The organism is Shewanella aegiceratis, assembly GCF_019457495.1.
Classification (GTDB): domain Bacteria; phylum Pseudomonadota; class Gammaproteobacteria; order Enterobacterales; family Shewanellaceae; genus Shewanella; species Shewanella loihica.
Genome location: NZ_CP080416.1, coordinates 1 through 23,918, shown reverse-complemented (window position 1 = coordinate 23,918; position 23,918 = coordinate 1). Strand labels below are relative to the sequence as shown.

The 23,918-nt window shown below is 53.9% G+C and carries 19 protein-coding genes; 13 read left to right on the top strand and 6 right to left on the bottom strand.

Going from position 1 to position 23,918, the window contains the following annotated elements:
* Positions 1 to 6: 6 nt before the first annotated feature.
* Complete coding sequence (gene pepQ, locus K0H80_RS00095; protein WP_220072711.1) at positions 7 to 1,329, bottom strand: Xaa-Pro dipeptidase; 1,323 nt, start codon at positions 1,327 to 1,329, stop codon at positions 7 to 9.
* Between the two features lie 306 nt (positions 1,330 to 1,635).
* Here pepQ and fadB point away from each other — a divergent pair, with 306 nt between their 5' ends.
* From fadB to K0H80_RS00055, 8 genes are all read left to right on the top strand, one after another.
* Entirely contained in the window at positions 1,636 to 3,786 is a 2,151-nt protein-coding gene (gene fadB / locus K0H80_RS00090; RefSeq protein WP_220072710.1) for a fatty acid oxidation complex subunit alpha FadB, read from the top strand.
* Between the two features lie 21 nt (positions 3,787 to 3,807).
* Complete coding sequence (fadA, locus tag K0H80_RS00085; protein ID WP_144202293.1) at positions 3,808 to 4,971, top strand: acetyl-CoA C-acyltransferase FadA; 1,164 nt, start codon at positions 3,808 to 3,810, stop codon at positions 4,969 to 4,971.
* 354 nt (positions 4,972 to 5,325) lie between these two features.
* Positions 5,326 to 5,814 (top strand): GNAT family N-acetyltransferase, encoded by a 489-nt coding sequence (locus tag K0H80_RS00080; protein ID WP_220072709.1) that lies wholly within the window; start codon positions 5,326 to 5,328, stop codon positions 5,812 to 5,814.
* Positions 5,798 to 6,262, top strand: a complete 465-nt coding sequence (gene ybaK / locus K0H80_RS00075; protein WP_220072708.1) for a Cys-tRNA(Pro) deacylase — start codon at positions 5,798 to 5,800, stop codon at positions 6,260 to 6,262. Before K0H80_RS00080 ends, ybaK begins: the two co-directional genes overlap by 17 nt.
* Positions 6,263 to 6,395: 133 nt before the next feature.
* A complete protein-coding gene (gene tusA, locus K0H80_RS00070; RefSeq protein ID WP_011863825.1) occupies positions 6,396 to 6,641 on the top strand; it encodes a sulfurtransferase TusA in 246 nt (81 codons plus the stop codon).
* Between the two features lie 168 nt (positions 6,642 to 6,809).
* Positions 6,810 to 7,250 (top strand): MOSC domain-containing protein, encoded by a 441-nt coding sequence (locus K0H80_RS00065; protein WP_220072707.1) that lies wholly within the window; start codon positions 6,810 to 6,812, stop codon positions 7,248 to 7,250.
* 320 nt (positions 7,251 to 7,570) lie between these two features.
* Positions 7,571 to 10,756: an amidohydrolase family protein gene (locus K0H80_RS00060; RefSeq protein ID WP_220073879.1), complete on the top strand. Its 3,186-nt coding sequence runs from the start codon at positions 7,571 to 7,573 to the stop codon at positions 10,754 to 10,756.
* Between the two features lie 213 nt (positions 10,757 to 10,969).
* On the top strand, positions 10,970 to 11,602 hold the full coding sequence (locus K0H80_RS00055; protein ID WP_220072706.1) for a hypothetical protein: 633 nt from the start codon (positions 10,970 to 10,972) through the stop codon (positions 11,600 to 11,602).
* Between the two features lie 5 nt (positions 11,603 to 11,607).
* Here K0H80_RS00055 and K0H80_RS00050 read toward each other — a convergent pair whose 3' ends face one another.
* Positions 11,608 to 12,177, bottom strand: coding sequence for a DNA-3-methyladenine glycosylase I (locus K0H80_RS00050; RefSeq protein WP_220072705.1), 570 nt, complete (start codon positions 12,175 to 12,177; stop codon positions 11,608 to 11,610).
* A gap of 109 nt (positions 12,178 to 12,286) precedes the next feature.
* On the opposite strand from K0H80_RS00050, the gene glyQ reads away from it, so the two are divergent.
* From glyQ to pxpA, 5 genes are all read left to right on the top strand, one after another.
* Complete coding sequence (gene glyQ / locus K0H80_RS00045; protein ID WP_011863820.1) at positions 12,287 to 13,192, top strand: glycine--tRNA ligase subunit alpha; 906 nt, start codon at positions 12,287 to 12,289, stop codon at positions 13,190 to 13,192.
* A 12-nt stretch (positions 13,193 to 13,204) separates the two neighbouring features.
* Positions 13,205 to 15,274: a glycine--tRNA ligase subunit beta gene (glyS, locus tag K0H80_RS00040; protein ID WP_220072704.1), complete on the top strand. Its 2,070-nt coding sequence runs from the start codon at positions 13,205 to 13,207 to the stop codon at positions 15,272 to 15,274.
* A 133-nt stretch (positions 15,275 to 15,407) separates the two neighbouring features.
* On the top strand, positions 15,408 to 16,061 hold the full coding sequence (gene pxpB, locus K0H80_RS00035; protein ID WP_258406144.1) for a 5-oxoprolinase subunit PxpB: 654 nt from the start codon (positions 15,408 to 15,410) through the stop codon (positions 16,059 to 16,061).
* Positions 16,058 to 17,014, top strand: a complete 957-nt coding sequence (locus K0H80_RS00030) for a 5-oxoprolinase subunit C family protein (RefSeq protein WP_220072702.1) — start codon at positions 16,058 to 16,060, stop codon at positions 17,012 to 17,014. Before pxpB ends, K0H80_RS00030 begins: the two co-directional genes overlap by 4 nt.
* Entirely contained in the window at positions 17,004 to 17,738 is a 735-nt protein-coding gene (gene pxpA / locus K0H80_RS00025) for a 5-oxoprolinase subunit PxpA (RefSeq protein WP_220072701.1), read from the top strand. The genes K0H80_RS00030 and pxpA overlap by 11 nt, the downstream gene beginning before the upstream one ends.
* Positions 17,739 to 17,825: 87 nt before the next feature.
* On the opposite strand, the gene gyrB is transcribed toward pxpA, so the two are convergent.
* From gyrB to dnaA, 4 genes are all read right to left on the bottom strand, one after another.
* Positions 17,826 to 20,243 carry a DNA topoisomerase (ATP-hydrolyzing) subunit B gene (gene gyrB / locus K0H80_RS00020; RefSeq protein ID WP_220072700.1) on the bottom strand — a complete coding sequence of 806 codons (2,418 nt, stop codon included), beginning with the start codon at positions 20,241 to 20,243 and terminating at the stop codon, positions 17,826 to 17,828.
* Between the two features lie 16 nt (positions 20,244 to 20,259).
* Positions 20,260 to 21,342 carry a DNA replication/repair protein RecF gene (gene recF, locus K0H80_RS00015; RefSeq protein WP_220072699.1) on the bottom strand — a complete coding sequence of 361 codons (1,083 nt, stop codon included), beginning with the start codon at positions 21,340 to 21,342 and terminating at the stop codon, positions 20,260 to 20,262.
* Positions 21,343 to 21,414: 72 nt separating this feature from the next.
* On the bottom strand, positions 21,415 to 22,515 hold the full coding sequence (gene dnaN / locus K0H80_RS00010) for a DNA polymerase III subunit beta (RefSeq protein WP_011863812.1): 1,101 nt from the start codon (positions 22,513 to 22,515) through the stop codon (positions 21,415 to 21,417).
* Positions 22,516 to 22,535: 20 nt separating this feature from the next.
* Positions 22,536 to 23,918, bottom strand: coding sequence for a chromosomal replication initiator protein DnaA (dnaA, locus tag K0H80_RS00005; RefSeq protein WP_220072698.1), 1,383 nt, complete (start codon positions 23,916 to 23,918; stop codon positions 22,536 to 22,538).

The window sequence follows — 23,918 nt, the reverse complement described above, 5'->3', positions numbered from 1 at the left end:
TACCTGTTAACCGTGCAGACCCAGATCGCGAGTCATATTTTCGTTATGATCGCTATGGACGATCACATTGTCTTCGATACGAATACCACCGAAGGGGCGCACCTGATCCACCATCTGCCAGTTAACCCAATCGGCGCGACCATCCTGTTTCAGCTCATTGAGCAGGCTGTCGATGATGTAAAGCCCAGGCTCTATGGTCAGCACCTGGTTAGCGGCCAGGGTGCGGGTACAGCGCAGGAAGGGATGCGCCTCCGGCGGTGCAATGTGGGTGCCGCGCTCGTCGTGGAGGAAGCCGCCCATATCATGTACCTGTAGGCCCAACATATGCCCCAGACCATGGGGGAAGAAGGCGCTGGTGATCCCTTGCTCTATCAGTCCCTGTGGATCGCCTTGGACCAGCTTGAAGTCCAGCAGCAGCTGCGCCAGCTTCTGGTGTGTTGCCAGATGCAGATCCACATATTTCACGCCCGGACGCATCATCTCTATGATGGCCAGCTGTAGCTTGTCCATGGCGGCAATCAGGTCGCCGAACAGGTTCTTTTCGAAGGCGTAGGTACGGGTGATGTCCGAGGCATAGCCATGGAAGCTACCACCGGCATCGATAAGGAAGGAGAGTCGCTGCTTGGGCGACACATGCTCCAGCGCCGTGTAGTGCAAGATTGAGGCGTTTTGATTCAACGCGATGATGTTGCCATAGGGCACATCGTTCTCGCCCATATCGGTCGCGGCCAGGTAGGCTTGCTGGATCTCAAACTCGCTCGCGCCCGCATAGAAGGCGCTCTTGGCCGCCACATGACCACGCACGCCTATCTCACTCGCCCGGCGCATGCAGGCCAACTCATAGGCTGTCTTGCTGGCTCTGTGATAATGCAGGTAGCTCATCACCGCCTCAGGGTTACGGCTACCAAAGCCCAGCACGTCGGCGACATCCAGATGCTCGCCAATATAGGCCCACTCCTGCAAATTACCCGGCAGCAGATCCGCCACCTTGTCGGCCTTGGTCAGCACCTTGATCTCTATCTCGGTCGTCCAAAAATCCTCTGGTAGATCGGCGACCTTATGCCAAAAATCCACAGGACGATAGAAGATGAGTTGCGGCTTATCCCGACCGTTGACGATCAGCCAGCAGTGGGGATTATCGATAACCGGAAGCCAGGCCTTGAAGTGCGGATTGACCTTAAAGGGGTAATCCAGATCATCGAGAAACTGACGATGGGGCTGACCCGAATGAATCACTAAGCCGGCCAACTGCTCTCTTGCGGTGATCTCGGCGACGCGCCGGTTCAGTTCAATAATGTGGGCGGGATAGAGGGTGGCTAAGTTTTCCATAATAAGCTTCCTGTTATTCTTCTGTGGCCCTAGGTTGCACCCCATTCTTTTGGCTGAAATGCGCGATTCCAAGGCCCTATTTTTAGCACAGCGACTATGATCTAGTGAGTCTAACATAAGGGCAAAAATCCCCCTAATCGAACAAAATTAAACAAGTGTTTAAATTGGGTGTTGAAATTTATCTGATTTAGACGCACACTGAGCAGCAACTGGTCAAATGATGGCCTGCTGTAAGATAGAGATTTTTACCTACGCTATAAGATTCTAATAGTGGGTGGCGCTCTTTAAGCAATAAGGAAGCAAGCAATGATCTACCAAAGTCCTACGATTCAAGTGGAATTACTTGAAGACAATATCGCTCGGCTCTGTTTTAACGCCGAGGGCTCAGTCAATAAGTTTGATCGAGAGACCCTCAACTCCCTTAACGACGCACTCGATGCCCTAGCACAAACCCAAGGGGTTAAGGGCCTGATGCTCACCTCGGGCAAAGATGCCTTTATCGTAGGCGCCGATATCACAGAATTTCTGGGACTTTTTGCACAAGACGACAGCGTGCTGCAGGGCTGGCTGGAAGATGCCAACAAGGTGTTTAACAAGCTCGAAGATCTGCCCTTCCCAACCATCTCAGCCATCAAGGGCTTCGCCCTGGGCGGCGGCTGCGAAACCATCCTAGCCACTGACTTACGTATCGCCGACACCTCGGCGCGTATCGGCCTGCCAGAGACTAAGCTTGGCATCATTCCAGGCTTTGGTGGTACCGTGCGACTACCTCGCGTGATAGGTGCCGACAACGCACTTGAGTGGATCACCACAGGTAAAGATCAGCGCCCGGAAGCTGCCCTCAAGGTTGGTGCCATCGACGCCGTAGTTGCTCCAGAATTGCTGGAAACGGCGGCGCGCCAGATGCTGCAAGATGCCATCAGCGAGAAGATTGACTGGCAAGCCCGTCGTCAGCGCAAGCTGTCGCCGCTGACCCTGCCTAAGTTGGAAGCCATGATGTCATTTGCCACCGCCAAGGGCATGGTATTCAAGGTTGCCGGTAAACACTATCCTGCGCCTATGGCGGCTGTGGATGTTATCGAAAAGGCGGCTACCTGCGAGCGCGCCGAGGCACTACAGGTAGAACATCAGGCCTTCATCAAGCTGGCCAAGACAGACGTGGCCAAGGCACTTATCGGTATCTTCCTTAACGACCAACTAGTTAAAGGCAAGGCCAAGAAGGCAGCCAAACAGGCACAGGCGGTTAACTCCGCCGCCGTGCTGGGCGCAGGCATCATGGGTGGCGGTATCGCCTACCAGAGCGCCAGCAAGGGCACGCCTATCGTGATGAAAGATATCAATCAGGCGGCACTGGATCTTGGTCTCAACGAGGCAGCCAAGCTGCTCACGGCGCAGATCAATCGTGGTCGCTCGACACCGGCCAAGATGGCAGGCGTACTCAACAACATCACGGCAACCCTGGACTACAACGCGCTTAAGCAAGCCGATGTCGTGGTCGAAGCCGTGGTGGAACATCCTAAGGTGAAGGCGACCGTACTGGCTGAAGTCGAGCAGGTCGTGGGCGAAGATGCCATCATCACCTCTAACACCTCGACCATCTCAATCAATCTGCTGGCCAAGAGCCTGCAGAAACCAGAGCGCTTCTGCGGCATGCACTTCTTCAACCCGGTACACAAGATGCCACTGGTTGAGGTCATTCGCGGCGAGCATAGCTCTGAAGAGACAGTTGCCTCTGTCGTGGCTTATGCCGCCAAGATGGGCAAGACGCCTATCGTGGTCAACGACTGCCCGGGCTTCTTCGTTAACCGTGTACTCTTCCCCTACTTCGCCGGTTTCAGCGGCCTGCTAGAAGATGGCGCCGACTTTGCTGCCATCGACAAGGTGATGGAGAAGCAGTTCGGTTGGCCTATGGGCCCCGCCTACCTACTAGACGTAGTTGGTCTGGACACAGGTCATCACGCCCAGGCCGTTATGGCCGAAGGCTTCCCTGACAGAATGGCGAAAGAAGGCAAAGACGCCATCGACGTCATGTTCGAAGCCGATCGCTTCGGTCAGAAGAATGGCAAAGGCTTCTACCAATATTCGGTGGATCGTCGCGGCAAGCCGAAGAAAGAGGTTGACCCGCTCAGCTATGAGTTACTGGGCAACGCCTTCGGTGAGCAGAAGGAGTTCAGCAGCGACGAGATCATCGCCCGCACCATGATCCCTATGATCATCGAGACGGTTCGTTGTCTGGAAGAAGGCATCATAGCCACGCCGGCCGAAGCCGATATGGGACTCGTTTATGGACTCGGTTTCCCTCCATTCAGAGGAGGTGTGTTCCGCTACCTGGACACCTTAGGTGTCGCTAACTTCGTCGCCCTTGCCGACCAGTACGCCCACCTGGGTGGCCTGTATCAGGTAACCGAGAAGATGCGTGAACTGGCTGCCACCAACGGCAGTTACTACCCAGCCTAATCACCCGGAAGGAATAGAATAATGAAACAAGCAGTTATTGTAGATTGCATCCGTACTCCCATGGGCCGCTCTAAGGCTGGGGTATTCAGAAACGTGCGCGCCGAGTCGCTCTCTGCCGAGCTGATGAAGGCCCTCTTGGTTCGCAATCCTCAACTCGATCCTAATACTATTGAAGACGTAATCTGGGGTTGTGTGCAGCAGACGCTGGAACAGGGCTTCAACATCGCACGTAACGCGGCGCTACTAGCCGGCATTCCGAAACAGGCCGGGGCGGTGACGGTAAACCGTCTGTGTGGGTCTTCCATGGAAGCCATTCATCAGGCCGCTCGCGCCATCATGACAGGGATGGGCGATACCTTTATCGTCGGCGGTGTCGAACACATGGGCCACGTGCCGATGAACCATGGGGTCGACTTCCACCCAGGCCTGGCTACCAATGTCGCTAAGGCCTCGGGCATGATGGGCCTCACCGCCGAGATGCTTGGTAAGATGCACGGCATCACACGCCAACAGCAAGATGAGTTTGCGGTACGTTCACACCAACGTGCCCACGCGGCAACGGTCGAAGGCCGCTTTGCCAACGAGATCCATGCTATCGAGGGTCATGATGCCAACGGCGCACTGATAAAGGTAATGCATGACGAGGTGATTCGTCCCGAGACCTCTCTGGAATCGCTGGCGACCCTGCGTCCGGTATTCGACCCAGCCAACGGTACTGTCACCGCGGGTACCTCTTCGGCATTGTCTGACGGCGCCTCGGCCATGTTGGTCATGGAAGAAGAGAAAGCCAAGGCCTTGGGTCTGCCTATCCGCGCTCGTATCCGTTCTATGGCGGTTGCTGGTTGTGACGCCGCCATCATGGGCTATGGTCCGGTACCGGCCACCCAGAAGGCGTTGCAACGCGCCGGCCTCACCATGAACGACATAGACCTTATCGAACTCAACGAGGCCTTCGCCGCGCAGTCACTGCCATGTGTGAAAGATCTTGGTCTAATGGATCTGGTGGATGAGAAGGTGAACCTCAACGGTGGCGCTATCGCCCTGGGGCATCCACTGGGCTGCTCGGGCGCGCGTATCTCGACCACGCTGATCAACCTGATGGAAAGCAAAGATGCGACCCTAGGTCTGGCGACCATGTGTATCGGTCTGGGCCAAGGCATAGCAACCGTATTCGAACGCGCCTAACGCGTCCATTACCGTTTTGCCTAAGTAAAGGAGCGACCCAGTCGCTCCTTTTTTGTTTCACGTGAAACACCAAGACCACACTTTCCTCAGCAGGCCTTATACGCCTCAAGCGACTAATACCAATCACAGTAAGTAGATGGTCAGAAATAGCGCTGGGAAAACGCGTGAGAACAAGGCAGGATTTTTAGATAAGTAGTTATTCTACAATCAAAAACACTAACGCCGTTATCGCGCATTTTAACAAGCTAGAATGAACAGCTATTTACTACGATTGGTATAAGATAGTTTCTGGCTTTAACTTCCTAACCACTGCTGTAATATCAACATCAGGCGCTTGATTTAAGATGGAGGCATATGGACATTATTCGGTTGATAGACAAGCCAGAGGCCATAGGCCAAGTGGCCACCTGGTATCATGGAGAATGGGGTCACCTGGGGCCGAATCGAACCCAAGCCGAGTTGACCCACACCCTGAGCCAATATCTGCAATTGGCGGGCATTCCCCAACTCTGGCTAGCCCTGCATAACAATGTTCCCGTCGGCGCTATCCAGCTCAGGTATCAGGAAAACCCTCAATATCCTGCCGATAGCGTCTGGCTCGGCGGCATCTTTGTAAGCCCCTCTCATCGAGGTCTGGGCATAGCTAAAGCGTTAATCGCCGTTGCCGAACAATATGCCTTAGCCTTCGATGCAGACGGCCTCTATCTGCAAACGGAAGCCAAAAACCTCGCCCTCTATCACAGCCTAGGCTGGCAGCTTGTCGCTACACTTCCCTACTCAGACCTATTGGTCAGCGTGATGCGTAAATCCTTAGAAAGAGAGAATCATGACACCCGCAACTAAGATGCTCGATAAGGCCAAGATCCCCTATCGTCTCCATGAATATCAACACGACGTCAATGCCGGCGCCTATGGACTAGAGGCGGCAGAGAAACTTCAGCTTCCACTGGAATGGGTCTTTAAGACCCTGGTCGCCGAACTCGATACTGGCACCCTGGTGGTCGCCATCATCCCCGTAGACAAGAAGCTCAACCTGAAACAATTGGCGAAGGCGGCGAAAGCCAAGAAGGCTGCCATGGCCGCGCCGGAAAAGGTGCAGCGCAGCACAGGATATGTGTTAGGTGGCGTTAGCCCTATTGGACAGAAGAAACGACTTGCCACCTTTATCGACGAGAGCGCCCAGCAGCTAGCGCAGATCTATGTCAGTGGTGGACGCCGCGGCCTGGATATCGAACTCACCCCAACGGCTCTGCAAGATGTTACTCAGGCGCGTTTCGCCTCTCTGGTATAATCCAGGGTGTTTCACGTGAAACGTCCTTTATAGGATCACAAATCCAGGGGGAGCGACTTGGCTTAAAAGCCCGGCTAGCGTAATATTAGCCCCCTCGATCTTATCCGGTCTCACTTCAATTAAGGTTTACGATATGAGCGACCCTTTTGCACAAGCACAACACCAACTCGACGCCCTGGGACTACGTTGTCCCGAGCCTGTGATGATGGTGAGAAAGTCGGTGCGCAAGATGAACGAGGGAGAGACCCTACTAATCATCGCCGACGACCCAGCGACCACACGTGACATTCCCAGCTTCTGCGAGTTTATGGATCACACCCTGATCGCCAGCCAGACCGAGTCAACGCCTTATCAATATCTGATCAAGAAGGGCCTCTAATTCAACTAGACCTCCACCGATTAAGGCAGTCGCTCATGCTCTTCTGTCTTAATCGACCCGCGCCTTCCCCAGCTCCTTCGAGCTCATCCGGCCCCCAGCCGATTCCCCTTGCCAGCGGTTCGAGTCACGGTTTACACTGAGATTCGGCATTCAAAAGGATTGATAGAAATGGCAAGTTTACAAGGCATTAGCTACAAGGTAGTCAAAGGTGGACCCATGCTGGAAACCTCGGCGGCGCTCGTCACCACCAGCACAGGGGTTGCACAAGATGTATTTGGAAAGCCAGGTAAACGTCAGGTCACCCTACTGTCGGCGCAGCAATGGCTCGCCGCCTGCGAGGCACTCGATACCGAACTTCCCTGGACCACCCGCAGAGCCAACTTACTCATAGATGGCATCAGCTTCAGCGAAAAAGATCTCGGCAAGGTGATTCACATAGGCGCCTTACAACTGGAGATCACAGGTGAAACCGATCCCTGCAAGAAGATGGAGATGGCCTATGCAGGACTCGAGGCGGCCCTGCGACCAGACTGGCGCGGCGGCGTCACTTGTCGCGTACTCAACGATGCCGAGATCTGCATTGGCGATAGCGTACAGTTAGCCGATTAACCCAGCTTTATCTCCTCCACAGGCAGCCATCTAGGCTGCCTTTATGCTTTCAACTAGGTTTCACTCCCGATTACACAACTTAAGCAGCTAGGTAATACCGACTTAGCCATCCCTTGATATATTCATCAAGGCATTCGGCCTATATAACTTAAGCCCAATTTAAGCCATCCAGGCTATCCCCACCATTCACCAAATGTCACAGAATTTAGGTTTTACTGTTATCGAATTTATGCGATAACTAGTGCTGATTGTATACAACTAGCTTTCCTTAGCCACCATAAGGCGCCCAACCAAGGATAATAATGAAACTGGGAACTCCTATGCTAAAACAAAAATTAACGCCCCTATGCACGGCAATAGCCCTCACACTTGCCCTGCCCAGCTGGGCAGCAGACAAAGATGTGCCTCCGGCCTGGCAGGTTAATGCACCGGCCAAGGCACCGCTGGAACAGGTGAAGATAGATGTCACCGAAGGCACCTGGATGAACGTCAGCGTCAGCCCAGACGGCAAACAGATAGTGTTCGACCTGCTGGGTGATATCTATCAGATGCCCATCGAAGGCGGCGAAGCTAAGCCACTGGCCCAAGGTATCGCCTGGCAGATGCAACCCGTCTATAGCCCCAATGGCAAGTACATCGCCTTCACCTCAGATGAAGATGGCGGCGACAATATTTGGGTGATGAACGCCGACGGCACAGATCCCCGCCCTGTCACTAAGGAAACCTTCCGCCTGCTCAACAGCCCGGCTTGGAGTCCAGATTCACAATATCTCATAGGCCGTAAACACTTTACCGGCAGCCGCAGCCTGGGAGCCGGCGAAGTCTGGCTATATCACGTTGCCGGCGGTACAGGCGTTAAGCTGACAGAGCGCCCCAACGAGCAGAAAGACCTGGGGGAACCTGCCTATTCACCAGATGGCCGCTACGTCTACTTCAGCCAAGATGCCACCCCGGGTAAGACCTTCCATTACTCCAAGGACTCGGTTAAAGGCATCTATAAGATCAAACGCTATGACACCCAGACCGGTGACATAGAGGTATTGATCGAAGGCACTGGCGGCGCAATTCGCCCAACCCCGAGCCCGGATGGCACTAAACTCGCCTACATCAAGCGTGATGGTTTCCAATCTACCCTCTACCTATTGGATCTAAAGTCTGGCAAGAAGACCAAGCTCTACGACAAGCTAGATCGTGACATGCAGGAAACCTGGGCCATCCATGGTGTCTACCCAACCATGAGCTGGACGGCCAACAACCAGGAGTTAGTCTTCTGGGCGGGTGGTAAGATCAATCGCCTGGACGTCGAGAGCAAGTCTGTCAAAGAGATCCCCTTCAAGGTGAAAACCGAACTGGCGGTACAGCCATCGGTGCGCTTCAAACAGAATATCGACCAAGACAGCTTCGACGTAAAGATGCTGCGCATGGCGCAGGTATCACCGGACGGCGACAAGGTGGTATATGAAGCCCTGGGCAAACTCTGGGTTAAGCATCTACCCGAGGGTAAGGTTAGCCGCCTGACGGACTTGGACGACCAGGTCAGAGAACTCTATCCTCAGTGGTCTCGCGACGGTAAGAAGATCGTCTTCACTACCTGGGACGACGACAAGCAAGGTAGTGTTCGTGTCATCAACGCCAGAGGTGGTCGCAGCAAGACCCTGACCCAGGAGCCGGGCAAATATGTAGAACCCACCTTCTCGCCCGATGGCGAGCTCGTGGTTTATCGTAAGATCAAGGGCGGCTATATCACGCCACGCACCTGGTCACAGGAACCCGGCCTCTATGTGGTTGACATCAAGGGTAAGGAAAACCGTAAGATCACCCCAGATGGCTATCAGCCACAGTTTGGTGCCGAGAGTGACCGTGTCTACTTCATGGATCATGGCGAGACGCCTCAACTCGCCTCGATCAACCTGCATGGCTTCCAGAAACGAGTGCACTACACCAGCAAGCATGCCACCGAATTCAGGGTCTCTCCAGACGGCAAGCAACTGGCCTTCGCCGAGCGTTTCAAGGTCTGGGTAACCCCATTTGCCAAGCATGGCGAGACCATAGAGATAGGTCCTAAGGCCGATAATCTACCAGTGACTCAGCTCAGCGTGCGCGCCGGTGAAAGCATCAGCTGGAACGGCGACAGCGACCAGCTCTACTGGACCCTAGGCCCAGAGCTGTACCAGATGGATGTCGACGCCGACTATCAGAGTGATGAAAAGGCTGTAGCCATCGAACCTAAGATCACTCAGATTGGTTTCGAGAAGCAGGCTGATGTTCCACGTGGAACCATAGCCTTCGTCGGTGGCCGAGTGATCACCATGGAAGATGACAAGGTGATCGAAAACGGTGTGGTGATCGTCGAGAATAACAAAATCGTCGCCGTCGGCGACGCCAACACTCAGGTGCCAAAGGGTGCACAGGTTATCGACATCAAGGGTAAGAGCATAATGCCAGGCCTGTTCGATGCCCACGCCCACGGCGCTCAGGGCGAGAATGAGATCATTCCACAGCAGAACTGGGAGCTCTACGCTAATCTGGCACTTGGGGTAACCAGTATTCACGACCCTTCAAACGACACCACAGAGATCTTCGCCGCATCAGAGCAGCAGAAGGCCGGTAATATCGTCGGGCCGAGAATCTTCTCTACCGGAACGATTCTCTATGGTGCCAACATGCCTGGCTATACCTCGCACATCGACTCGCTGGACGACGCCAAGTTCCATCTGGAGCGCCTCAAGAAGGTGGGCGCCTTCAGTGTGAAGAGCTATAACCAGCCAAGACGCAACCAGCGTCAACAGGTGATTGCCGCGGCGAGAGAACTCGAGATGATGGTAGTCCCGGAAGGCGGCAGCCTGCTGCAGCATAACCTGACCATGATCGCCGATGGCCACACTACGGTTGAGCATTCGCTGCCCGCCGCGGCCATCTACAGCGACATCAAACAGTTCTGGAGCCAGACAGAGGTTCACTATACGCCAACACTGGTCGTGGCCTATGGTGGTATCTCGGGTGAGAACTATTGGTACGATAAGACGGATGTCTGGGCGCACCCTCGCCTGTCTAAGTATGTGCCGAGCGATCTGCTGCAGGCCCGCTCTATGCGTCGCCCTACCGCGCCCGATGCTCACTATAACCACTTCAACGTTGCCAGAGTCGCCAACGAACTCAACGAGCTGGGTGTAAAACCCAACATTGGTGCCCACGGTCAACGTGAAGGCTTAGCCGCTCATTGGGAGATGTGGATGTTTGCCCAAGGTGGCATGAGCAACATGGAGGTGCTGAAGACGGCAACCATCAACCCGGCGGAAACCTTCGGCATGGATCATCAACTCGGTTCGATCAAGACAGGTAAGCTTGCCGACCTGATCGTTATCGACGGAAATCCCCTTGAGAATATCCGTGTCACAGATAAGGTGAGTTACACCATGGTCAACGGTAAGTTGTTCGATGCCGAGTCGATGAATCAACTCAATGGTGACAAGACTAAACGTAAGCCGTTTTTCTTCGAAATTTAAACGTTTTCAATTTTAAAATCTGGCAGAGATAAGCCACAAATTTTAATTTCAGAAAAATTTAAAAACAGATCGAAAATGACCAAAAAAAGCAAAAAGGGTGTTTCACGTGGAACATCCTTTTTTTATATCTTGCATTTACACTCGCCAGTAAATTAGCCTAAGCTAATCGACCAAAGCTCAATCTGGAAGAGCACAACCAAAAGGATGCTGGAAATGAAATCCCTAAAACTTCCCCTACTCATATTATTATCCGCCTCGGCCATAGCCTATTTGATGCTAGAGGCAAACCATGCTCAGCCAAGAGATGAGCCAAAGATCCCCATCGCCCAGACTCAAACAAGCAGCAAGGTAGAAACAGTAAGCCTTATGAGTGACACCGGCGGCGGCAATAAGGTCGATACAGATACACCCGAATCGAATGAGATAGAGGACGACAAGCGGACCTCGGCCAAGCAGCTTGTGGCTCAAATCATTGACGCGCAGGGGGTCGTTGATGGTGAGCAGATAAAAAAACTATTTGATCAAGACCTGGAAGCCTATGTCGATCTCATCGAGTCCCTCGACAACTATGATGCCACCAGCCAACAGCGCCAGACGGCTCTGTCGGACAGACTCACCCGTTTGCCGGAGACCATATACAGTGAAAAATATGCCTGCGGAGACAGAATCTGCGTCCTAAGCCTTACAACAGACACTATCAGCCAACAAAGTATTGATAAACTGAGTGAATTTGATAAAAACTACGCATTTATAAAGCAGACCCAACTCGACACGGGTGAGACACAATTTCAGGCCATCTACTTACAGACAGATGACCCTTCCACCATGCGCTTTAAAGGTTACTAAGCACCTTAGTTAGACTTATCTTGGTAACAGAAACAGTCGGCGGTGTGGTCGTTGACCATGCCTACCGCCTGCATGAAGGCATAGCAGATAGTCGGGCCGACAAAATTAAACCCAAGCTTTTTCAATGCCTTTGACATGGCTTCCGACTCGGGGGTCTGTGCCGGCAGCTGATCCAGTCGTTGAAAATGATTCAGCTTGGGCTGGCCGTCGACGAAACTCCAGAGAAACTCGGAGAAGTCGTTGCCCTGCTCCACGAAGGCGATGTAACCCTTGGCATTCTTGATGATGGAATTGACCTTGAGCCTGTTACGTATGATGCCGGGATTTTGTAGTAATTCCTCTACCTTTGCCTCGTCGAACTTGGCTATGACATAGGGGTCAAAATCGGCAAAGGCCGCCTCATAATTTTGCTGCTTCTTGAGTATAGTGATCCAGGATAGACCCGCCTGTTGCCCGTCGAGACAGAGCTTGGCAAACAACTCCTGACTGTCATACACGGGACGTCCCCAAACCTCGTCATGATACGCCTTATATAGCGGATCCTCGCCGACCCAGCCACAACGCTTTACATCCATGGTGTTTTTTCCTATTTTTCCGCCGTTAAGGTAAAAAATAACCTACATAAGCCTTTTTCAACAAGGTATAATCGAAACCATTTTCTATCACAAGCTGACAGTAGTAGACATGACGACGAAACATGACGTAAAAACATTCCAGGGTTTCATCTTAACCCTGCAGGAATACTGGGCGCAGCAAGGTTGCGCTATCGTTCAACCGCTGGACATGGAAGTAGGCGCGGGCACTTTCCACCCTATGACCTTCTTGCGTTCTCTTGGCCCTGAGCCGATGAGCAGCGCCTATGTTCAGCCATGTCGTCGTCCTACCGATGGTCGTTACGGTGAAAACCCTAACCGTCTGCAGCACTACTACCAGTTCCAAGTAGTACTTAAGCCTTCGCCAAGTAATATCCAGGAACTCTACCTGGGTTCTCTTGAGGCCTTGGGCGTCGACATGAATATCCATGACGTACGCTTCGTGGAAGACAACTGGGAATCACCTACCCTGGGTGCCTGGGGTCTGGGCTGGGAAGTCTGGCTAAACGGCATGGAAGTGTCTCAGTTTACCTACTTCCAGCAGGTAGGCGGCCTGGAGTGTAGCCCTGTGACAGGTGAGATAACCTATGGTCTCGAGCGTCTGGCCATGTATATCCAGGAAGTCGACAGCGTCTATGATCTGGTGTGGACCGACGGTCCTATGGGCAAGATCATGTACGGCGATGTGTTCCATCAAAATGAGGTTGAGCAATCTACCTATAACTTCGAACACGCCAACGTAGAAGTACTGTTCAAGCAGTTTGACGATTGTGAGAAAGCCTGTAACGAGCTGCTAGCACTCGAGACGCCACTGCCCTTGCCTGCCTATGAGCAGGTGATGAAAGCCTCCCACGCCTTCAACCTACTCGATGCCCGTCATGCTATTTCGGTCACCGAGCGTCAGCGCTATATCCTGCGCGTGCGCACCATGGCCAAGTCAGTGGCTGAGTCCTATTACCAAGCCCGTGAAGCACTCGGCTTCCCAATGTGTAAGTAGAGGTATATTAAGATGAAATTTGAAAACTTACTCATTGAAGTAGGCACAGAAGAGTTACCGCCAAAATCACTGCGCACCTTAGCCGAATCTTTCCTGGCTAACTTCGAAGAAGAGCTGCAGAAGGCCGAACTGAGCTATGAGTCGGCCACCTGGTACGCGGCGCCTCGCCGTCTGGCCCTAAAGGTTAATGCCCTGGTGACCGCCCAGGCAGACAAGGTTGTCGAGAAGCGTGGCCCGGCAATTGCCCAGGCCTTCGACGCCGAAGGCAACCCAACCAAGGCCGCCATGGGCTGGGCCCGTGGTAACGGCATCACGGTCGAACAGGCCGAGCGTCTTACCACAGACAAGGGCGAATGGTTACTTCACAAGGCCAAGGTCGTCGGTGTAGAAACCAAGTCACTGGTCGCCGAGATGGCCCAGCGCGCCCTGGACAAGCTGCCTATCCCTAAGCCTATGCGTTGGGGCAGCAATAAGACCCAATTTATCCGTCCGGTACACACAGTCACCATGCTGATGGGCGACGAGCTGATCCCTGGCGAACTGCTGGGCATTGAATCGGCGCGCACCATCCGCGGCCACCGCTTCATGGGTGTCGATACTCTGGAACTGGATCATGCCGATAACTACCTCACCGCGCTGGAAACCCAGGGCAAGGTGATGGCCGACTATCAGGCGCGTATGGCCATCATCAAGGCCGACGCTCAGGCGGCAGCCGACGCCATGGGCGGCATCGCCGAGATCGATGAAGATCTGCTGGAAGAGGTGACCTCTCTGGTCGAGTGGCCGGTAGTTCTCACCGCCAACTTCGAAGAAAAATTCCTCGACGTACCGGCCGAAGCCCTGGTCTACACCATGAAAGGCGATCAGAAATACTTCCCGGTATTCGACAAGGCGGGCACTCTGCTGCCGCATTTCATCTTCGTATCGAACATCGAATCTAAGGATCCGGCGCAGATCATCGCAGGTAACGAGAAGGTGGTTCGTCCACGTCTTGCCGATGCCGAATTCTTCTTCGAGACAGACAAGAAGCATAGCCTGCAATCTCGTCTCGCCAGCCTGGAAACCGTGGTATTCCAGCAGCAGCTTGGCACCATCAAAGACAGAGTCGAACGCATCTCTGCCCTCGCCGCCTTCATCGCCCAAGGTATCGGTGCCGACAGCGAGCAGGCAGGCCGTGCGGGTCTACTCTCTAAGTCAGATCTCATGACCAACATGGTGATGGAATTTACCGATCTACAGGGCACCATGGGTATGCACTATGCGCGCCTGGACGGTGAAACCGAGGCGGTTGCCCTGGCGCTTGAGGAGCAGTACAAGCCTAAGTTCTCAGGCGACAGCGTGCCGACTCAGCCTATCTCTATCTCTGTGGCACTGGCTGAGAAACTCGATACCCTAGTGGGTATCTTCGGTATAGGTCAGGCACCAAAAGGTGCGGCGGATCCTTTCGCCCTGCGCCGCGCGGCTATCGGTATCCTGCGTATCTGTGTAGAAAACAACTTGCCACTCGACCTGGTCGATCTGGTTGCCAAGGCACAGGAGCTTCACGGTGCTAACCTGAGCAACGCCGACACCGCCGAGCAAGTACTGGAATTCCTGATGGGCCGCTTCCGCGCCTGGTACCAAGATCAAGGCATCAGCGTCGATGTGATCCTGGCGGTACTGGCACGTCGTCCAACCTCGCCGGCCGATTTTGACAGCCGCATCAAGGCAGTTACCCACTTCAGAAGCCTGGAGCAGGCCGCAGCATTGGCCGCAGCCAACAAGCGTGTGTCGAACATTCTGGCCAAGGTCGAGGGCGAGATCGCCAGCGATATCGACAGCAACCTGCTACAAGAGAGCGCCGAACAGGCGCTAGCCAGCAAGCTCAATGAGCTGCAGCCACAACTGGAGCCGCTGTTTGCCAACGCCGACTACCAACAGGCACTGGCCTTGCTGGCCAGCCTGCGTGAAAGCGTCGACACCTTCTTCGAAGATGTGATGGTAATGGCCGACGACGAGGCCCTCAAGCAGAACCGTCTGGCGCTGCTGTCTAAGCTCAGAGCCCAGTTCCTGCACGCCGCCGATATCTCGCTGCTGCAATAAGTTACTGCTTAAAAACAAAAAACGCATCCTCAGGGGTGCGTTTTTTTTATGTCCGGACATGCTATTGATGGCTATTGCGCCTCAAGCTCGTTAGACTCAAATGATGAGAGACAGTCATAGGTTTATCCCCTCTTTGCAAATCAATATCTATCCCCTGGGCGAGCGCGCCCTGGTACTCGATCCCACGCCCGATGCCGCACTCTCTTGGGCCGTGCAGTCTAAGCTATGCTGGCTAGCCGAGCAGCTGCGCCAGTTACCCATAGTCGAAGAGGCTATCCCCGGCATGAACAACCTGACCATAGTCGTAAGAGAGACCAGGCAGTTAAAAGCCATGCAGGCAAAACTCGACTCCCTTTGGCACAGCGCGCCAACTGAGGAGATCGACAGCCGCACCATAGAGATCCCGGTAAGTTATGGCGGCGACGGGGGGCCGGATTTGCTCTCTGTGGCCCAATTCCATCTCCTCAGCCCAGAAGAAGTGGTCAAGCTTCACAGCCAGGCCAGTTATCAGGTGTTCTTCATCGGCTTTCAACCAGGATTTGCCTACCTCGAAGGCCTGTCCAAGCGCTTACATACCCCCAGGCTGGCGACTCCCAGATTAACCATTCCCGCAGGCAGCGTTGGCATAGGCGGCGAGCAGACGGGCATCTACCCGCTGGCGAGTCCGGGTGGCTGGCAGATCATAGGCCAAACTCAACTAGCGCTTTTCGATCCCACCAGCGATACCCCATGCCTGCTCAAGCCGGGCGACAGGGTACGGTTCACCCCTGTGGAGATAGCGCTATGATACGGCTAGATAGGGTAAACGGCCTGGCCAGCATTCAAGATCTCGGCAGGCAGGGACAGGGGCACCTAGGTATACCAAGCGGCGGCGCCATGGATAGCTTCTCGCTGATCCTGGCCAACCGCCTGCTGGGCAATGAGGATAACGCCCCCGCCATCGAGCTCGCCAGCGGTAGCTATGAGTTCACCTTCGAGACCCCGAGCTGGGTCGCCCTTTGCGGCGCCACCTTCGAGGCTAGAATAGAGAGTGAGATAAAGGGAAAGGCAGACGGCCGCCCCCTGTGGCACGGCTGGCGCGGCCGGGTGAATCCAGGGGAACATCTAACGATTAAGGGGCCAAGACAGGGCGTGTGGGGCTACCTGGCTGTACTCGGCGGCATAGAGGTCCCCGAGGTTCTCGGCGGTCACGGCACCTTCCAGCCTGGACAATTCGGTGGCTATCAGGGACGACAACTCGCCTCTGGAGACATACTAAACCTGAGTCCCCATGCCGAAGCGAACTTCAGTCGTCCGGTTGGCGCAGTGCACAGGGCCAACGACGGCATACTGCGCGCCCTACCCGGGCCAGAGATGAGCCAGTTCAACGATCAAGATCGCAAGGCCTTCTGGCATGGCCACTGGACCGTTTCGCCCCAGAATGATCGCATGGGCGCCCGGTTGACAGGCGAGTCTCTGGACTCGGCCAAACATCTGAGTCTGCGCTCCCACGCCGTGCTGCCGGGCGTGGTGCAGGTGCCGCCTGGTGGCCAACCTATAGTGCTACAGGCCAATGCCCAGACCAGCGGCGGCTACCCGAGAATGGCCATGGTGATCGAGGCCGACCGCTGGAAACTGGCCCAGGCCAGAGCAGGCCAAGCGATCCGCTTTCAGCATGTCAGCCCCAATCAGGTGGAAGATGCTAACCTTGAATGGCAACACTATTTCTATCGCTTAGCGAGGGCAATGGATGGGAGTTAAGCCGCTAAGAATTGACCTCAACGCCGACCTAGGCGAGGGAGGCCCACAGGACGAGGCGCTGCTGACACTAGTGACCTCGGCCAATGTCGCCTGTGGCGGTCACGCCGGCGATCGCCAGAGCATGCTGGCGACGGTCAAACTCGCCAAGGCGCACCATGTAAAGGTTGGGGCTCACCCCAGCTATCCCGACAGGACCAATTTCGGCCGCCTATCTATAGCCATAGAGGCTGAACCGCTTTTTGACTCGCTATTACAACAGATTAACGCCTTAAAGGCCGTATGCGACGAGCTAGGGGTCGATCTCCACCACGTGAAGCCTCACGGTGCCCTGTACAATGATGCGGCTCAGGACCCCGCCCTAGGCCGTATTCTCATTCGGGTCATAGAGGCGATCAATCCAAAGCTTAAGCTGATGATATTGGCGGGTAGCCCCTTGGTAACTCAGGCGAGACGCGCCGGCCTAGAGGTTATCGAAGAGGCCTTCGCCGATCGAGGCTACCTCGCCGATGGTCGGCTCGCTCCCCGCTCACGGCCTGGCGCACTTATCGAAGATACCCATAAGGTACTCGAACAAGTTAGCTCCATAGTCGAAGAGCAGAAAGTGACGGCGGTGACGGGTGAATCGGTAAGCTGCCAGGCCACCAGCCTCTGCCTTCATGGCGACACCCCGCAGGCATTGGAGTTTGCCAGGGCAATTCGCGCCAGCCTAGAGCATCAAGAGTAAAACATCCAATACTCGCTAAAGATTATTTTCTGTAGCGCAGATACAAAAAAGCCCCGGAAGACCGGGGCTTTTAAAACTCGCTAGCCGTTATACGTCCAGGTTGGCCACGTTAAGGGCGTTAGACTCGATGAAGTCACGACGCGGCTCAACCTGATCACCCATCAGACAGGTAAACAGCTGGTCGGCGGCAATGGCATCTTCGATAGTCACCTTAAGCATACGACGCGACTCAGGATCCATGGTGGTTTCCCACAGCTGCTCTGGGTTCATCTCACCCAATCCTTTGTAGCGCTGGATGTAGAGGCCACGCTTAGAGTCGTTCATCAGCCAATCCAGGGCGTCGACGAATGAAGAAATTTCCTTCATGCGCTCGCCACGCTTCACATAACCGCCCTCTTCGATCAGACCTTCAAGCGCCTCGGCCAGGGCCGTCATACGCTGGTAGTCGCTCGACTGCAGGAAGTCGTAAGAGAACAGGTAGTGGGTATCGATACCATGCTTACGTACCGTCACCTTAGGCAGATAGACCTGACGCTCTGGGTCGAGGAAGGCCTCGGCGCTGAAGATGAAGCCACCCGATTCTGCTTCGGTCAGGGCAGCCACATAGTTGTCGCACCACTGTTTCACCTTGGCTTCGTCGGCCAGGATATCGTTGCTCAAGCCAGGTTGATAAAGCATGCGCTCGGTCAACATAATTGGGAAACGCTGCTCGAGACGATCGAAAATCGCTTCCACTTCGCGGTACTGATACACCAACTTCTCTAGTGGCGCGCCAGACATGGCCGGTGCGTCTTGAGACGGATGGATCTCACCACCGTCCAAGGCTAGGTTAGTCAGGTATTCGGTCAGTGCCGGATCATCTTTCAGGTACTGTTCCTGCTTACCCTTCTTCACCTTGTACAGTGGCGGCTGGGCGATAAATACATAGCCACGCTCGATAAGCTCTGGCATTTGACGGAAGAAGAAGGTCAACAGCAAGGTACGAATGTGCGAGCCGTCGACGTCAGCATCTGTCATGATAACGATGTTATGGTAACGTGTCTTATCGGGATCATACTCGTCACGGCCAATACCACAGCCCAAGGCGGTGATCAGGGTCGCGACTTCCTGAGAAGAGAGCATCTTGTCGAAACGGGCCTTCTCAACGTTAAGGATCTTACCCTTAAGCGGTAGAATCGCCTGGTTCTTACGGTTACGACCCTGCTTGGCACTACCACCCGCAGAATCACCCTCCACTATGTAAATTTCAGAAAGCGCAGGGTCTTTCTCCTGGCAATCCGCCAACTTACCTGGCAGACCACCTAAATCTAATGCGCCTTTACGACGGGTCATCTCACGGGCCTTACGCGCCGCTTCACGGGCACGGGCCGCGTCGATGATCTTACCGACGATAAGCTTGGCTTCGTTAGGGTTCTCCAGTAGGTAGTCACCCAACTTCTCACCCATGGTCTGCTCAACGGCCGACTTCACTTCGCTCGATACCAGCTTGTCTTTGGTCTGAGAGCTGAACTTAGGATCCGGCACCTTCACCGAGATCACGGCGGTCAGGCCTTCACGGGCGTCATCGCCGGTGGCAGAGGTCTTGCCTTTCTTGTTAAAGCCTTCCTTGTCCATGTAACTGTTGAGGTTACGGGTTAAGGCGGCACGGAAACCAGCAAGGTGAGTACCACCATCGCGCTGAGGAATGTTGTTGGTGAAACAGAAGATGTTTTCCTGGAAGCCGTCGTTCCACTGCATCGCCACTTCTACTGTGATACCGTCTTCACGCTCCTGCACGAAGTGGAAGATCTCTTTGTTGACCGGGGTCTTGTTCAGGTTGAGGTAATCGACGAATGCACTGATACCGCCTTCATACTTGAAGAACTCATCCTTGTTATCACGCTCGTCGATTAGGCGAATCCCTACGCCCGAGTTAAGGAATGACAGCTCGCGAACACGCTTAGCCAGAATATCGAAATGGAAAAGAGTGTCCGAGAAGGTCTCGGCGCTTGGCCAGAAACGGATCTCAGTACCTGTGTTGGTGGCTTCGCCTATCGCCTCGATCGGCGCATCTGGCTCACCCATGGTGTAGAACTGTTCATACAACTTGCCGTCACGACGAATGGTCAGCTTAAGCTTCTCAGACAGGGCGTTCACCACAGAAACACCCACGCCGTGCAGACCACCAGATACTTTATAAGAGTTATCGTCGAACTTACCGCCGGCGTGCAGTACCGTCATAATAACCTGAGCCGCCGATACCCCCTCTTCTGGGTGGATAGCAACAGGAATACCACGTCCGTCATCCTTTACCGATACCGAGCCGTCGGCATGGATAGTAATGATCACGTCATTACAGTAGCCCGCTAACGCCTCATCGATAGAGTTATCGACCACTTCGAACACCATGTGATGCAGACCCGTACCGTCGTCGGTGTCACCAATATACATCCCAGGTCTCTTCCGTACCGCATCAAGGCCCTTTAGTACCTTAATACTCGAAGAATCGTAACTATTCTCTGACATATTATTCTCTCGTCGGTTATTCAATTACCGTTACACGCCCTTGTTCCACATGGAACACCTTAACGGGTGGCGTGTTTAACGAATCCATTATTGCCGCAGGCTCGATGGCGGTGACAAAGACTTGTGCGCCCGTATCGCTTAGCTGCTGCAGCAAGAGTTGCCTGTGCCTAGCATCCAATTCCGATGGCAGATCGTCCACCAGATAAATACTGTTTTTATCTATTTGTTGTTTGAGCAACTTTCCCTGTGCAATACGCAGTGCGCATACAAGCAACTTCAATTGCCCTCGGGACAGGGCATCTTGTACCGGCAAAGTCCCGACCCTTAATCTCAGGTCGGCCTTATGAGGACCACTGGCCGTGTGTCCCGCCGCTAAATCTCTGGGATATTGTGCCTGCAACAGGGTCTGATAATCAGTTTTACTATCCCAGCCTCGGGTAAAGGAAACCTTAACATCAACCTGAGGTAAAAACTCTTCGATTATACCCTTAAGTCGTTCATTTAACGAGCCTACATATCGCTTTCGTATCTCTGTTACGATTTCGGCATAGCGCACCAATTCCTTATCCCAAAACTGAATCTGCTGATAAGGGGTTTCGCTTTTAAGCATCTGATTTCTATGCTTTAAAATTCGCCTTACATTTGTCCAGGCGGTATAGAAACTCTTGTCGGTATGGAAGGCGCCCCAGTCGATAAACTGGCGACGGGATTTTGGCCCCTCAAAAAGCAGTGAAAAACTCTCCGGCGTGATCACCTGAATGGGCAAAGTTTCGGCTAAGGTGGACAGACGTTTCACCTTTTCGCCGTTCATTTTGACCTCGGTTTCACCCGAGCGATAACGTCTAAGCCCTATCTTGGTCTCCTGCTCACCCTGCTCTAGCTGGGCAAACAGGGTCAGCTTGTCCTGATCGTTCTGAATCACTCGCTGAGACAGGTGGCTACGAAAGGAGCGTCCCATCCCCAAAAAGAAGATCGCCTCTAGAATACTGGTCTTGCCGCTGCCGTTCTGACCATAGATAAGATTCAGGCCGTCACCGAGCTGCAACTGGGCACTGGCGATATTACGAAAGGAATCGATATGAAGGCGAGATAAACTCATCTAATACTCATGGCAATGGCGCTAGGGCCATCTTAGAAGATGCACGCCCTTGCGGGCGCGCATAGCTTAAGACTAGAGACGCATCGGCATCACGACGTACATAGAATCTTCTTCGACGTGATTTTCGATCAGGGCGCTGGAGTTACCATCGATCAGCGTGATGCGCACGTCATCCGATGGCAGGTTGTTGAGCACATCAAGGAGATAGCTGACGTTAAAGCCGATCTCCAGCGGTGCGTTGTCATATTCGATATCGAGGATCTCTTCCGCCTCTTCCTGCTCGGGGTTGTTGGCGGTGATCTTAATCAGGTTCTGCTCCAGCTGTACGCGCACACCGCGGAACTTCTCGTTCGAGAGAATCGAGGCACGCAGCAGCGCCTGCTTGAGATGGTTACGGCTGGCGATAACGATCTTGTCACCGCCCTTAGGCAGCACGCGACGATAGTCAGGGAAGCGACCATCCACCAGCTTACTGGTAAACACGGCGCTCTGAGTCGTGGCACGAATGGCGTTTTCACCGATTGACAGGGTCACATCCAGATCTTCACCTTCGAACAGACGCTGCAGCTCCAATACGCCTTTGCGCGGCACGATCACCTGCTTCTCAGGCAGGGAATCTTGCACCATGCGATGACTCAAGGCCAGACGGTGACCATCGGTGGCGATGGCACGCAGCACATTACCTTCGGTTTCCAGCAACAGACCATTCAGGTAGTAACGCACATCCTGGTTAGCCATGGAGAACTGAGTCGCATCGATCAGTGACTTCAGGGTGCCCTGCTTGAGGGTAAATTCGATGTCGGCCTGGAAGGCATCCACATTGGGATACTCTTCGGCTGGCAGGGTAGCCAGGGTAAAACGGCTACGACCCGAGCGCAGCAACAGACGGTTGTCCTGCTGCTCTATCTTGAGTTCGACTTGATCGGGAAGGGACTTAACGATATCGAGAAATTTCTTTGCCGGTACTGTGGTGCGGCCCTCTTGAACCTCACCCTGCAGCTCTGCCTGGCCAACTAATTCGACCTCTAAATCGGTACCGGTCAACTTAAGTGAGTGACCACTTACTTCAACTAAAAGGTTTGCCAGAATAGGTAAGTTATGTCGTCTCTCCACCGCCCCACTCACGAGTTGAAGCGGCTTTAATAGGGCATCCCTATCAATTGAAAATTTCATCAGTTTCAATTTCCCAGAGTTTATGAAGATAGCGTACGGATTAAGTTAGCATAATCTTCTTTAATGTCATGACTTTCTTCACGTAGCTGGGCAATTTTGCGACAGGCGTGTAGCACTGTCGTATGATCACGGCCACCAAAGGCATCGCCAATCTCGGGCAAACTCTGGTTAGTTAACTCTTTCGACAATGCCATCGCCATCTGTCTCGGTCTGGCGACGCTGCGTGAGCGGCGCTTCGACAGCATGTCGGCCATCTTGATCTTATAGTATTCAGCTACGGTTTTCTGAATGTTGTCTATAGTGACCAATTTTTCCTGCAGAGCCAAGAGATCTCTTAGGGCTTCACGCACAAAATCGATAGTGATCGGACGTCCGGTAAAGTTGGCGTTGGCGATCACCCTATTCAGCGCGCCTTCTAGCTCACGAACGTTAGATCGCAGACGCTTGGCAATAAAGAAGGCCACCTCATCGGGCAGGTTGATGCCACTCTCTTGGGCCTTACGCATCAGGATCGCCACGCGGGTCTCAAGCTCGGGCGGCTCGATGGCCACCGTCAGACCCCAGCCGAAGCGGGACTTGAGGCGATCTTCCACCCCGTCGATCTCCTTGGGGTAGCGATCTGAAGTCAAGATCACCTGATGATTACCCTCTAACAGGGCATTAAAGGTATGGAAGAACTCTTCCTGGGATCTGTCTTTGTTAGCAAAGAATTGAATATCATCGATAAACAGCGCATCGACGCTACGGTAGTAACGTTTGAACTCTTCGATCGCGTTGTTCTGCAGCGCCTTCACCATATCCTGCACGAAGCGCTCGGAATGCATGTAGACCACCTTGGCATTCGGATTGTTCTTGATGATGCCATTACCCACGGCATGCAGCAGGTGGGTCTTACCCAGACCAGTGCCACCATAGAGAAACAAAGGGTTATAGGCGCCACCCGGATTTTCAGACACCTGTAAGGCGGCTGCCTTACCCAGCTGGTTAGACTTACCCTCGACGAAGTTGTCGAACTGGTAGGTGGGGTTCATATTGCTTCTATGATTCGCCGTGGCCGCGGGTTCGTTGCTATTAAATGACGGCTTGCTTGGGGATTTGCTGGCCGCGGGTGCAACTGGGCTCTTGGTCGAGGCAGCCGGCGCCGCCGGTTTGCTCGCAGGGCGACTACCGATGTCGAAACGCAGCTTGGGGGCATCGCTACCCATCTGTTCGGTGAAGAACTGATTGATGGTATTGAGGTACTTGTCTCTCACCCAATCGAGTACGAATCGATTCGGTGCATATAGCACTAGAGTTTCCCCATCCATTTCGGCTTGTAACGGTCTGATCCACATGCTGAATTGCTGAGCGGAAAGCTCGTCCTGTAGTCGTCCGATACATTGCTGCCAAAGTGAAACCGCCAC